General features: G+C 55.0%; 11 protein-coding genes and 2 pseudogenes. 4 read left to right on the top strand and 9 right to left on the bottom strand.

Going from position 1 to position 12,612, the window contains the following annotated elements; genetic code table 11:
• The first annotated feature begins 448 nt into the window (after nucleotides 1-448).
• Nucleotides 449-1,456: an LLM class flavin-dependent oxidoreductase gene (locus H7847_RS25985; protein ID WP_227272520.1), complete on the top strand. Its 1,008-nt coding sequence runs from the start codon at nucleotides 449-451 to the stop codon at nucleotides 1,454-1,456.
• Between the two features lie 129 nt (nucleotides 1,457-1,585).
• Nucleotides 1,586-1,867 carry a hypothetical protein gene (locus tag H7847_RS25980; RefSeq protein WP_227272518.1) on the top strand — a complete coding sequence of 94 codons (282 nt, stop codon included), beginning with the start codon at nucleotides 1,586-1,588 and terminating at the stop codon, nucleotides 1,865-1,867.
• A gap of 167 nt (nucleotides 1,868-2,034) precedes the next feature.
• Here H7847_RS25980 and H7847_RS25975 read toward each other — a convergent pair.
• From H7847_RS25975 to H7847_RS25955, 5 genes and pseudogenes are all read right to left on the bottom strand, one after another.
• Nucleotides 2,035-2,702, bottom strand: a pseudogene (locus H7847_RS25975) (IS3 family transposase); the annotation flags it as partial.
• A gap of 147 nt (nucleotides 2,703-2,849) precedes the next feature.
• Nucleotides 2,850-3,098 carry a hypothetical protein gene (locus tag H7847_RS25970; RefSeq protein WP_227272517.1) on the bottom strand — a complete coding sequence of 83 codons (249 nt, stop codon included), beginning with the start codon at nucleotides 3,096-3,098 and terminating at the stop codon, nucleotides 2,850-2,852.
• An 81-nt stretch (nucleotides 3,099-3,179) separates the two neighbouring features.
• Complete coding sequence (locus tag H7847_RS25965) at nucleotides 3,180-4,994, bottom strand: Na/Pi cotransporter family protein (RefSeq protein WP_227272515.1); 1,815 nt, start codon at nucleotides 4,992-4,994, stop codon at nucleotides 3,180-3,182.
• 60 nt (nucleotides 4,995-5,054) lie between these two features.
• Nucleotides 5,055-5,435 (bottom strand): hypothetical protein, encoded by a 381-nt coding sequence (locus tag H7847_RS25960; protein ID WP_227272513.1) that lies wholly within the window; start codon nucleotides 5,433-5,435, stop codon nucleotides 5,055-5,057.
• 100 nt (nucleotides 5,436-5,535) lie between these two features.
• Nucleotides 5,536-5,667: pseudogene (locus H7847_RS25955) on the bottom strand (IS3 family transposase); the annotation flags it as partial.
• Between the two features lie 596 nt (nucleotides 5,668-6,263).
• Between H7847_RS25955 and asnB the strand changes: the two are divergent.
• On the top strand, nucleotides 6,264-8,132 hold the full coding sequence (gene asnB, locus H7847_RS25950) for an asparagine synthase (glutamine-hydrolyzing) (RefSeq protein ID WP_227272511.1): 1,869 nt from the start codon (nucleotides 6,264-6,266) through the stop codon (nucleotides 8,130-8,132).
• Entirely contained in the window at nucleotides 8,129-8,956 is an 828-nt protein-coding gene (locus H7847_RS25945) for an FkbM family methyltransferase (protein WP_227272509.1), read from the top strand. Before asnB ends, H7847_RS25945 begins: the two co-directional genes overlap by 4 nt.
• A gap of 21 nt (nucleotides 8,957-8,977) precedes the next feature.
• On the opposite strand, the gene H7847_RS27320 is transcribed toward H7847_RS25945, so the two are convergent.
• The 4 genes from H7847_RS27320 to H7847_RS25925 form a co-directional block, all read right to left on the bottom strand.
• Nucleotides 8,978-9,349, bottom strand: coding sequence for a DCC1-like thiol-disulfide oxidoreductase family protein (locus H7847_RS27320; protein WP_227272508.1), 372 nt, complete (start codon nucleotides 9,347-9,349; stop codon nucleotides 8,978-8,980).
• A 24-nt stretch (nucleotides 9,350-9,373) separates the two neighbouring features.
• Nucleotides 9,374-10,990: a hypothetical protein gene (locus H7847_RS25935; RefSeq protein ID WP_227272506.1), complete on the bottom strand. Its 1,617-nt coding sequence runs from the start codon at nucleotides 10,988-10,990 to the stop codon at nucleotides 9,374-9,376.
• An 88-nt stretch (nucleotides 10,991-11,078) separates the two neighbouring features.
• Complete coding sequence (locus H7847_RS25930; protein ID WP_227272504.1) at nucleotides 11,079-12,197, bottom strand: glycosyltransferase family 2 protein; 1,119 nt, start codon at nucleotides 12,195-12,197, stop codon at nucleotides 11,079-11,081.
• A gap of 208 nt (nucleotides 12,198-12,405) precedes the next feature.
• Nucleotides 12,406-12,612 (bottom strand): hypothetical protein (locus tag H7847_RS25925; protein WP_227272502.1); only part of this gene is annotated, 207 nt, incomplete at its 5' end.

Raw genomic sequence — 12,612 nt, 5'->3', positions numbered from 1 at the left:
TTGTCCTTGCAGAACTTCAACCTGCCGAAGCTTCGATACAATCTCTTCCGGCTTCTCTCGTTTCCCAGCCATTGCTGATCCTCCAATTTACGGGATAATCTATCCCAGTTGGTGGACCACTTTCACGGGGCTACTCGAAGTGGATTCAGCTGGTATTTCATACCTATACTGGCGTCAAGTGGAACCAATTGAACGACTATCTCTGCGGACTGTTTCAAAGAAACTTCCGGCCCACATGAGACATTCGCTTCATTGGTCGGCGCCGCGGTGCAACTTTCGCATTGCAGAAATCCATGCATCTTGCAGCATCTTGAAATGTTTAAAGTCGCCGATTTCTGACCAATGTGGAAGTCGTGCACCACGTAGGCTAAATTATAGGTTGGGAAAGTTGGAAAAGGCCTTGGATTACACGGCTTGAATGCATGGCTCATTGCCAACGGAGGTCTTCATGCAGCACTTTTCGCTCCTCGATTTATCACCTGTGCCAGAGGGCAAGACCACGGCAGATGCCTTGACCAATACGGTTGCTCTGGCGCGCGTCGCAGAGAACGCAGGATATCACCGCTACTGGCTGGCTGAGCATCACAACATGGCAGGGATCGCCAGCTCTGCGACGGCCGTTGTAATCGGCCATGTGGCAGCTGCGACCCGGACCATGCGGATCGGCGCAGGTGGGATCATGTTGCCCAACCATGCGCCATTGGTGGTGGCAGAACAGTTTGGGACGCTGGCGACGCTGTACGCAGACCGCATCGATCTGGGTTTGGGTCGTGCGCCCGGCACCGATATGGCCACCGCCCGTGCGTTGCGCCGCCATGTGGGGCCCGATGACAGCTTTCCGCAGGACGTGCAGGAACTGATCGGCTATTTCGGCGATATGCCGGATGGCACAGTTGTCCGTGCAATTCCCGGTGTCGGCACGCATGTGCCAGTCTGGATATTGGGATCGAGCCTTTATGGTGCGCAACTGGCAGCCCATCTGGGCCTCCCCTACGCCTTCGCCTCGCATTTTGCACCGGCCATGCTCGAAGAGGCGCTGTCGGTCTACAGAGCAACATTCAGACCATCCCAGACGTTGTCCGAGCCCTATGCAATGGTCGCGGTAGGTGTCTGCGCTGCCGAAACCGACGCACAAGCGCAATTCTTGCGCTCTTCGCAAGTGCTCGCCTTCGCGCGGTTAGTGTCCGGTCAGCCGGGCAAATTGCCATTGCCGATCAACGACGTAGATACACAAGTGCCCGCTCCGGTCCTGACGCAAGTCAGACAGGCCTTGTCGTGTTCCGCAACGGGTTCGCCCGCGACGGTGAACGTGCAGTTGAGTGCTATCATCGACAAGTACCGGCCGGACGAGCTTTTGGTAACCGGCATGATCCACGATCACACTGCGCGGGTCCGGTCGTTTGAAATTGCCGGCGATGTCTTGACCCAACTACTTGCGCATAAAAAGGTAGCCTGATCCTGCTTGCTGGTATCGACACTTCCGGCCCATTCCGGCCATTCGTCCGACCGTCAAGATGCTGCGGTCCATCCGCTCTGCCGACCTTGGTGCAGATTGCGATGAAGATCCGATTGGGCTCAGAAATGCTTGACGTTTATCATCGTGGACCGAACATGGATTTTCGCAGTTGCCGCAGACCCGGCGCGCCATCAGGGCTTCATCGATCTGATCTTTCAAGACCGCTTCCTGTCATTGGTTCAGCAAGGTCTTGGCCTCTTCAAGGCACAAACCCAAATTCTCGGGCTCAACTTCGTCATGCGAACGGTGGATGTGACCAATGTCGCGCGTCCGCGTTTCGCCATCTTCAAAGGTCGTCTCGACCATGATCCGCACATCCATGTGGGCCCCACCTCCTTTCGAAAACCCTAACCTGTCACATCAACCAAAAAGTTTTACCCAATTCCTAGACCAACCAACGACCCGAGGTGAGAACAGATCAATGACAGTGGCGACATAGCCCCCCCCTCGGCGGTCCAGATGTAAGGGAAGCCGGTAACCTATTACCTGATAGGCGATGCTTGCATCGCCGAGAGGCATTTTTTGGCTGGGGCCGCCTGCCGTCAATGCGCGCTCAAGCACTTTGGCAACTGTGACTGATCGTATGCCACGGTTCAGAGGTGGCTGCCGACGCTTGGGGCCGCGCTTTGAACGTCTGCTGACGCATCAGTCTTTCGACGCGATGCAAATCACAGCGATGGCCCTGCTCCAAAAGATCATGCCAGACAAGGCGCGCACCATAAATCCGATCCGAGCGCAGAAAGCTTGAACGGATCGCTGCCGATATCGTCCCGGATCGACTTGTCGCGGCGCGGTCTTGTCAGCCAGGCATGGGGTCCGCTTCGTGACACACCGAGCGCATCACACATCCAACTCACTGGCCAAACCCCTCTGTGTTTCGCAACGAACCCAAACATCATAGCTGGTCCTTGGCGCAGGAGGCTGCGGCCTTTTTGAAGATATCACGCTCCGCCTTCAGCTCGGAGACCTCGCGCCGCAAGCTTCTGCGCTCATTTTGTTCCGGCGTCAGTTTGCCGTGTCCCGGAAACGCGGCGACCCCATCAGCCGCAGACGCACGCACCCATCTGCGAAGCACAGTCACGTGTATTCCCGGATCTCTCGAAGCTTGCGCCCTGCTGACACCACGCGTTGTCACCAAATTTACCGCTTCCTGCGTGAAATCGCGGCTGAACAGTCTTCTCGTCATCTAGATTGCCCAGTTGCATAAACACCTTATCTCGCTGCCCACAAAACCGGAAGCAGGCCAGCTTTAGGTGTTTGATCCTAAGGTTTGATGGTCCAATCCATTCGTTTGTTGCTTAATTGAAAGCCTGGGCACGCCTTCCTCGCGCAGCTAGGATAACTCCTTTAACAACCATTCCGCGCGCTTGATATGTGTCTGCGCAATCCCAAGCTTTCCCTCCAGCCGAGCCTTCTTTTCGGGTGATGTCGCTTTGGCGATTTCAGCCTCCAGTTCGGTCGACTTCGAGCGTAGCTTCTGCAAGACTTTCTCCACATGGCGCGGCTTGATCTTGCTCGCCTTTCCGCTTTCGAGACGCTCGTTGTAATCGTTCACATTTGCAGCAAGCTTTTTCAGACCCATCTTCGCTACTCCAATTATGATGCTGGGAATGACTCTGGACGCGTTTCATGACGGTTCTGTGACTGTTTCGTCCAATGCACATCAACCCGGCCCGCGCGCGCGGTCGGTCACCGCCTTGGTGAGTTCCTCTTCGTCCAGCGAAAGAAGGCGCTCCACTTCCGCCATCGCGCCCTCACGTTCGATGTAGTAGCTGCGGGCCGCTTCGATCAGATCGCGCATGGCGCCATAGGCGTATCCGGAATCGTTCATGAACGACGTGGCGGCTGTAGCGTTCAGTACGCCTTTGCGGATAAGGGCGTCGACGCGCTGGGATGTTGTGCGGGCATCGTCTTCGATCTGGGCCCGCTCCTGATCAAGCCAGAGCGCGCTGCGGTCTTCCGGTTCGACAAGACCGAGCTTTCTGATCTCGACCGCGATCCGTGCGATCTCTGTGCGCAGCTCGTCATAGAGTTCGGTTGTCGCGCCCTGGGGCCGAACCGTATATCGCAGGATGTTCTTGCGGAGATGTTTCACGGATTTCACCGCCTGCACGATATCGCTTGCGACATCGCGCAAGGCATAGATACGTTCGGCGATGTCCGGCGCGACCCGTTTGTCGCCGACACGCGTCGTGAATTCCACGATGGCCGCATAGAGTGTTTTGACGCGGCGTTCGTAGCTCTCGTCAATGTCGAGTTCGAATGGAGTTCGGCTTTTGCGCACCAAAGCTGCAACGTTATCGGTCGAGAAAACGTCATCACGGTGCAGGTTCAGGCCATGCAGGATCAGCTCAACCGCGTTCTCGTAGAGGTGCAAGACCTCCTTGCGCAGGGCGACCTCAAGGGTTTGAGGGAACTCGTCGACCGCCTCGTTGAGGAAACGCGGGCGGCTCACATCCGGTATGGGCTCGACGATGCGGCGCTGGAGGAATGCAATAAGCCGGGTCAGGAACGGCAGCATCAGAGCGACGCCGAGTACATTGAATATCGTGTGGAATACAGCAAGTTTCATCGCGTAGTCATCAGAGGCGATCCCGACCAAGTCCGTGATTCCGTCCACCGCCTCGCGCAGCGGGGCGATGAAAATCAGCGCGACAACCGCGGTAACCGTGTTGAAGATCAGATGGGCGAGCGCCAGACGCTTGCCCTGGAAATTCGCACCAAGCGACCCGATGATCGCCGTGATCGTCGTGCCGATATTTGCACCAATCGCCAACGCCAGAGCGTTATCATAGCTGATCTGACCAGCCGCCAGGGCAGTGAGGATCAGAACCATCGTTGCATGGCTCGACTGCATGACGACGGTCGCGGTGGCCCCGATCAGGGAGTAGACGAACAGACCAATAAGCCCCGTCAGTGCAAAGCGCGTCAGGTCGATCTGGTCCTTGAAGGCGTCGAATCCTTCTTTCATGTGATGGATGCCGAGGAACAGGAAACCCAGCCCGGCAAGTGCATAGCCGATACCCCGCAGCGGCTTTGATTTTTGAAAGACCAAAACGATGCTCAGGGCGATCATTGGCATGGCGTAGGCCGCGATGTTGATTTTCAGCCCAAGCCCCGCGATCAGCCATGCGCCTGTCGTCGTCCCGATATTCGCGCCGAAGATGATCCCCACGCCGCCGATGAGCGAGATCAGACCGGCGCTTAGAAAAGAGATGGTGATGATGGAAACCAGCGAACTGGATTGCAAGAGCGTGGTCGAAAGGATCCCGAACGAAATCGCCCGAAGCGTTGAGCCGGTTGCCCGTTCGAGAATCCGCTCCAGGGCGCCGCCACCAAACAGCTTGAACCCATCCTCGAGCATCAGCATGCCGAACAGGAAGATCGCGACGCCGGCCGCGATTTCCCGCGCGTCGGGACTGACCCAGAAGGCCAGCAGAAGCGTGCCGATGACGATGGGAAGGTAATAGCGTGTCATGGCGACGGTTTCGCCCCGGGCGCCACGGGGCGGACAGGCCCGAAAGAGGCCCCAAAACGTTCAGTCGGTCCCATCTGATCGGTATTTCCTGCCATCGCGCGTCGTTCCTTCCGAGTTTTGCAGTTCCAAGACATACCCATAGCCGAAAGCGCCATCCTTGACATGGCTCATTCGAGGGGGCTGCCGGTCTGCGATGGTCCGGCCTTGATCGCGCAAAAGCCTTGGGGGGACCGTGCCGCGTTGAAAACCGAGAAAATCGAGAGCGCCGCTCAACGTAACCGGGGCGAGTTGTTCCGCTTCGGGACAACGAAGAAAGACCGCATGCGCCATCAGGAACAAGGTCCCGGCAGCACTAATGGAATTGCCAGGCGCTTCCAACCCGTCGGTATGAGCACAAGCGCGGAAAATCTCGCCCAGATCGGGGAGACTTTCGGTTAGCACATCAGTTGGAGACCAGGCTAACCTAAAATGCCAGACAATTCAGGGGAGCAGGTCATGGGCTCCAGTCTTCGATCAGGATTTTTGCCTTGCTGACGCTTTAGAAGATTTCACCGTCCAAGATCTCGTCCTGAAAGCCGGCATTGGAGCTCTAGCGGTATCCGTTCTTCTAAGGTGACCCGGGCTCGATGTAAGCCGTCTTTGCACCAACCGCCCTGATGCAATCCTTCACTGCATGGCCGCAGAGTACTTCAACCTGCCGCAGCTTCCTGACAATTTCCGCGCGCCTGTGTCGCTTGTTTCCCATTCTGATCCTCTGTTTTCCTGAATATAACGGCCGACCACTTCACTGGGGGAGGATCAAAAGGCCGTCCCTACTCTCTCAAACATCAATAAAACGACATCAAGGTTGTTCCCATCATCCACCGTTTCTTTGCTATTCTGAAATACATCACACTGCGAGACCCGAACAGTCCGGCATATAAGCCGAACATGCTGCTCTGGCGCGCTCAACGCGCGGATTTCTAACCTGCAAATCTAAACTGAGTTATGTTCAGGTGCTTTACTATTTCGATCCGCCGCGTATCGAGAAGTGGCTCCGGTATGCTGACTATGAAGATGGCCGGTCGCTTCAATTTAAAAACGCGAAGGAGTTGGACTATACGCATCTTGACTGAGCCAAGAGCAGTAAGGATAAGGGTCTTTTAGGCGAGGTGTCTACGGCGCGATTTTCACAACCATGCCTAATCGCGACGGGCTTGTCCTGTAGCTGATCGGACGGAAGAGAGAAGTGACGCTAAAGGCGGTCGTGGCAGGTGAGGCGACAGAATAATGTGCGGATTTGTTTTCTGTAGCGGCGATCCACCGAGTGCGCGCTCTGCGCCGGAGGAGGCCTTCAAATCCGCATGCGATCTGATGACATCGCGGGGACCGGATGGATCGGGTATCGCTACGCTCACCGATGAAGTCGCGGGGCCAATCCGTCTTGGACACAGGCGCCTTGCAATCGTCGATCCAACCGAAGTGGGAAGCCAACCGATGTGGTCAGACTGCGGCCGCTTTGTGCTGGTGTACAATGGAGAAGTGTACAATGCCGATACGTTAAGGTCGGAACTTCGTGCAGCAGGGCGCCGCTTTTCGTCGCAAACCGACACAGAAGTTATTGTGAACGGCTATGCGGAATGGGGCGAGGCGATTGTCGACAAGCTGTACGGCATGTTCGCTTTCGCAATCTGGGACACCCGGGATAGCCAGCTATTCGCGGCCAGAGACAGGGTCGGAATCAAACCGCTTTACGTTGCGGAAAAAGGAGGGCAAATCGCGCTGGCATCCGATATGCGTGTCTTGGAACGGCTGGGTTTTACCGGGGACATCAACACCGACGCACTCAGTGCCTACCTAATGCTTGGCTACGTCCCGACACCGCTGGCCATTCTGTCCGGCGTGCGAAAGCTGGAGGCGGGACATACGCTTCACTGGACGCGTGGAGGCAGTTGCAAGCTACGAAGGTACTGGCATCCCCCCGACACTGTGACCGGACCGGAAGAAGCCAACATCGACGAGCTTGCTGATCTGATCGACACTGTCACGCAAGAACATCTCATGGCGGACGTTCCGATTGGTGTGTTTCTCTCAGGCGGGCTCGATTCCTCGTTGATCGCGTCGTCGCTTGCCGCGATGAACACGGATGTACAGGCGCTGACCATTGGCTATTCCGATGCGCCCGGAGAGGACGAAGCACCGATTGCCGAGCGCACTGCGGAGCTTCTCGGCATGGCTATCGAACGCCTCAACCTCAACAAAGAGACGGCAACAGAATTCATAGATACAGCTTTTGCGGCACTCGACGAACCGCTAGGCTACAGCGCGATCGTAAGCCAGATGGCGATTTCGTGCGCTGCGCGTGGTACTGGATTGAAGGTGGTTCTGTCTGGAGATGGCGGCGACGAGGTTTTTGGAGGATATCGCTGGTATGATACCGATATGCGCGGGAGCCTCGGGCAGGGCGGCAACATCCTAGGATATTTGTCGGCCCGTTTCACCGGGCCGTTGCGACCAAGACGTCTGCGGCGCGCCGCCAGTCTGAGCAGGGAAGCTTCCTTTGTACAGCGCTCCGAATTGCATCGTCATCTGCATGCGGTTTTCCCGACACTGCGGCCAGACGAAGTAGAGGACGTCTTAACGCATGTCTCCGCTGACCGCGCGGAAGAGTTGGCGATAGAAGCGCTGCGCCGACATGACGCCCCCGAAATGCCTCTCAAGAGAAGACTGCAACGGATCGATCTTATGACTTTTTGTGAAGGCTCGGTACTTCCGAAAGTCGATCGGACCTCAATGGCGACGGGGCTTGAAGTCAGACCGCCGCTGCTCGATCACCGGGTGATCGAATGGGGCCTATCAAAGCCGATTTCAGAGACCATGGACAAGGAGCCGAAAAACGCGGTGCGTTCCATATTGCGCAGGCGGGGCCTTGATTTCCTTCTGACCGAGAAAAAGCGCGGCTTTAGTCTGAAAGGCATTTCTCAGCTCTCGGGTAAGAACATGCTCAATGATTTGTGGAGCGCAGGTGGCGAGCGCGGGCTTTTTCACCCGGCGAGCGGAACGCGATTGGAACCAAGTTCCCATGGCTATAAAATGAAGATACAATCCCTGTACTTTTTTGATCGCTGGATGCGAAAAAGAGAAAAGGAAATTTCTTGACCTCTCACAATGAAAGCCAACCACAGGACTCCCGGGTGCAACGACGCCTTCGGCGCCTGAAAAACAGCATCCGGAAACGTATTCCCTGGGGGCATGCGAAAGGGCGTGAATCCTTCTTGGAGACTGCGCGCAACAAGATTATTGTACCTGTCACGGGGCGTATTCGTTTTCATGGAAACCTATTCGACTTGCGGCATCCGAGAATGATTGACGGCATCCAGCAGGCGCTCGAAAAAGGCACTTACGAGTGGCGCGAAATCGCCATGATCGATCGCCATGTGCGACAGGATGACCGCGTTGTCGAACTGGGCGCCTGTCTTGGGGCGACGTCCATGTTTCTTTACGACCGGGTCGGGAAAGATGGGCTTGTCGTGTTCGAGGCCGATCCGAGAAACCTGGAGATGGCGCGGCACAATTTCAAGCTGAACCGCAAGAACGTTCACTGCGAAAACGCTATCTTATGGTCGGGTCCCAATAGGCCGGATACGGTTTCTTTTGGCTCCAACGAAAACCCTTCTTCATCCTCACTACTGGATCGCGAAGGTAACGAAGTGACGTTTGAGATTCAAACGAAGGACTTCGAGACGGCGCTTGCGGAGCATCAGGCCACGGTTATCGTGTTGGACATAGAAGGCGGCGAAATCGACTTGTTCAATAATGCCGGAGATTTGTCCGGAATCCGTGTTATCATCATGGAAGCGCATGAACGTGTCGTCGGGGAAGAAGCAAATGAAGCGATGCTGGACGGGCTCAAGGCCCGCAAATTTGAAATCAGCGAAAATTTGTCGAACAAGTATATTGTACTGACGCGTGCTCAGCCATGAGAAATTTGACAAAGACCAGTCTCAAACGATAGGTACTCGACCCAGTAAACGCAGCGTTACGTTTCGCCCAGTCCGCAAAACTGGATAGCTTAGTCGAGCAATGTGCTGATTTGAGAAAAGTGTGCTTGAAAGGCGGTTGAGCAAGCCCGATTTGCTCGACAGCATGGATAAAAGATGGATGCAATCTGCCCCAAAGTAGTCACGCCCATTGTATCGGGCAACCATTCCTTCATTCAGGTCGAACCCAAGGTTCTTTATTTCGGTCACCAAAGGATCCTCCGATCTCGCGTCCACGAGCCTGACCTGTCCAACTGCATCGCGCAGGCGTGCCATGGTTACGTAGCGCGAGCAAAATGGACAGTCCCCGTCATATACGATCTCAATGCCTGCCATCTTCACACTTTCAGTTTACTACATTCATGAACGACCAGATAACGGTACTATAAATTCGTTGACTTTCCGCTCGTCAAATACGGGTCCAGTCTCGTCCAAAGAAACACAACCTGATCGCGTCCGATAGACATAGTGTTTGATGTCTCTTACGGCAATGGCACCGAAGTCTTTAGAAAGAAGCGGGTTGGACCAAATGTGATGAGGGAAGAAATCGTAAAAGTACTGACCGCTTCGCTCCTCGCGTTGAAGCGCGTAGAGATGCATCAATTGAATGGTCTCTGCGACCTGCTCGGGTGTCCGAGAAAATCGGGGAGGTAAATCCTCATCAAAGGCGCAATCACTCCTTGCGGCTTTGAGGTCTGCTGCTGTTTGTGTTGAACCCCAAGTGACGGTCGGGAAATGGCCCGGCTCCGTTCGCCCAAATCGATGCTGCGCAGCTGTCACCGAGATCGTCCCAAAAAAGTTCGACGGGACGCGCAAGACATCCCCCGACTGTGTTACAGCGTAAGTTTCAGATACAACAAGGGCTCGCGTGTCATACCAACCCAGCCAAACGATACCAAAAACCGCAGGTGCCAGGACCACCGTTGCAACACCAACAGCAGCAACTGATCGGATCTCCACCCAGCTAGGCAGTCGCCGCATTGCGGCGACAAGCGCGAGATTCAGGATTATCCATTTCCAAAAGAATATGCCGCTGACAAGAAAAATAATGACATGCGTCAGGTCGTAGAAAAGGGTCAGCCCGATCATGGTGGCGCGCTTTGCGATAAAGAGAACCGCAACGAGTTGCCCCAAAAGGATCGTAATATTCAGCACTACATGGGTTTTTTCCGCGGATTGAATCGCAAACGTCGCCACGTCCGGCCAGGACCCGAGAGGGAAGTAACCCCCGATCCATGCACTAATCGATAAGACATGCGTGGGATTTTGCAGCGCCCAGAAAAAAGGCCCCCCGTCGAGTTCGATTTTCTGAATCCCCGAGTAAAAGTAATTCGAAAAATGTGCGGCGACTGCGATCATGAACACGATGACCGACGCTGCTTTTGCGTCGCAGCCAAACAGTGTTCGGGGAGGTTTGCCTGATGCCCAACGACCACCACGCCCGAGTAGAATGGCCGCTATTCCAAGAATGATACCCATCTCCACTACCGCCAAATAGTCTGTGTGGCTAATGCGTATTTCGAACAAATGTGTCCCCACGGCTTTCTTGGCGAGGACGACTGTAGCGGGAACGATAACGAATGCCGGGTACCAGAAAGACATTATGGCGGCCGCGATAGCGACAAGAGGAATGAACCGAATGATCGCAAGCGTGGTATCTGCCTCTCCGCTGATACCCGCCGGGTAGGTAATCACAGCGGCGAGCGCGTATAGGCCGAGCATTACCGCTACAACGCGACACACGATACGCATAGCCGGCGATACTGACGCTTGAGAAAGGCCGGGGAAGAAAAGGCAGGACGCGAACACCAAGAGCGGGGCACAGGCGCTTACTATTGGCCCTTCCTCGAACAACTCTGACAACAAGAACTTGTAGAACATAAATCCCGCTACACAGCATAGCGCTGCAGCGAAATCAGCAATTGCGGGTTTGCCTTTTGTGCCGTCCTGGACACCAATGGATTTGTGGATGGTCATGCAGCCTCCCTGCCGTCATTCCAGAGTCAATACATGCGCCGCCGCGCACTAAGCCTGCCTCCGTGTATGATTTTGACTGCGGCAATACTCATTTTTTCAGTACCCGCTGTGTAGGAGCAGAAACGCGCATCAAACCAGCCGACACGAGATCTTTAGTTGATTTAAACCGCCTTGAACCGGAAAATCTCAGGCTTTGGTTTTCAATGCTGTCCAACCCGCCAACATAAAGCTTGTAATGCGCCGCGCCCGCTGCGTGCTGTGCGCGATCAACCGCTTCTTTTGAGCGCGGTCCAAAATCATCGAAGTATTTAAAATGAAGAAGCGCACCCCAATCCTCTGACATTGCGTAGGGCTTGTTTACTCGGTGCGGCCCGCCGGGAAACTGCGTACCCTTTTGCCATCGCATAAGCGGTACCTTCGACATAGTGGGTGGCGACAGTTTTTGCTTGCCTTCCTTGATAAACGCTATTGCCTTAGCGTCAAGGTTTTGCCGCCTCTTACTGGGACGCAAATTGCTGCGCCCTAGACTGAAAACGGTTTTCGTGACGATTTTTTCCAGTAGCCCGGATTTGCGATCTTCTTCGTTGGCAAACAACCTTTCCCGCGCGCCACCAAACACGCGGTAGTGCGGCGTGGGCCAGAGTTTCTGGGCCTTTGGTTCAAGAGGGATCAGCCGGTAGTTCCCCGTGTCGAAATAAGGGGCAACGTCGAGAAAAGGGGTGCCACATTCGTATTGAACCTGCGAAAGTGGCCTGTCTGGGTACATATCCACCATTGTCGTAAAGAGCGCGTCTTCGTTCCGGCCCTCGAGAAGCGCGCAATAGCGAGCCAGATCGATGTCCGGCCAGCCCGGGTACAAGAGTAGCTCGTCCACATCAACAAAAAGGACCCATTTGCCCACGCAGAAAAGATCTGCAATGGCCTCACGCCAAGCCGCCTTGTTTTCTGAGTATGGCTTGGTCGTATAGAGCCGCGTCACCCTTTCGTCAGCATCGAGGATCTCGGCAGTCTCGTCCGTCGAGCCGTTATCAACCACGATGAAATGCCCGACCCCGAGCGCTGCGTGATGCTCGATGAAGTGGGGTAGTCTGATTGCTTCATTGTAGCTCAGTACGATTGCAGTGATCTTGACATCCGGTATCTTCGGAAGGGTGTCATGAGCTAATAAGTGTTGGAAACGATCTATTGATTGTTCACGTTCCATCATGAAAATCGCCCCTTAAGTTGCAGATTTCAGACTGCTTTTCGCACTACTAGCACGACTATTGAAGTAGTCAGATCCAGTCCAGCCCGATCTGGCAGGTAGCAGGCATTTTTTGTCTACCGGATCAGAAATGCACCAATCTGAGCTTCTCGATCTACCGAACCCGTGAACAAGACCGTGCTGATGTCTTCGGCTACAATCCGACACGTCGTCACTCGACCGGCCTCGCTTGAGCTCCGCAAAGGCTCCGCTCCGTCGGTCTTGACCGCAAAACGATCAACAGAAAGAAACTGACCTGCTGCCCGAAAGCTGGATCGATCAGAGCTGGAATTTTCCATTTATGATCCCGCGTGCGGGAGAAGGAGAGTTCTATGAAGAAGAGTAAATTCATGGAGGCGCAGAGAGCGTTTGTGCTGAA

The organism is Roseobacter weihaiensis, from assembly GCF_020622345.1.
Classification (GTDB): Bacteria; Pseudomonadota; Alphaproteobacteria; order Rhodobacterales; family Rhodobacteraceae; genus Roseobacter; species Roseobacter weihaiensis.
The sequence above is the reverse complement of the archived record's forward strand: the minus strand, read 5'-3'. Positions and strand labels throughout refer to the sequence as shown.

Excerpts from the sequence above, each read along its gene's own strand:
- H7847_RS25985 (WP_227272520.1), top strand. The coding sequence starts at position 449 with ATGCAGCACTTTTCGCTCCTCGATTTATCACCTGTGCCAGAGGGCAAG.
- H7847_RS25970 (WP_227272517.1), bottom strand. The coding sequence starts at position 3,098 with ATGGGTCTGAAAAAGCTTGCTGCAAATGTGAACGATTACAACGAGCGT.
- H7847_RS25965 (WP_227272515.1), bottom strand. The coding sequence starts at position 4,994 with ATGACACGCTATTACCTTCCCATCGTCATCGGCACGCTTCTGCTGGCC.
- asnB (WP_227272511.1), top strand. The coding sequence starts at position 6,264 with ATGTGCGGATTTGTTTTCTGTAGCGGCGATCCACCGAGTGCGCGCTCT.
- H7847_RS27320 (WP_227272508.1), bottom strand. The coding sequence starts at position 9,349 with ATGGCAGGCATTGAGATCGTATATGACGGGGACTGTCCATTTTGCTCG.
- H7847_RS25935 (WP_227272506.1), bottom strand. The coding sequence starts at position 10,990 with ATGACCATCCACAAATCCATTGGTGTCCAGGACGGCACAAAAGGCAAA.
- H7847_RS25930 (WP_227272504.1), bottom strand. The coding sequence starts at position 12,197 with ATGATGGAACGTGAACAATCAATAGATCGTTTCCAACACTTATTAGCT.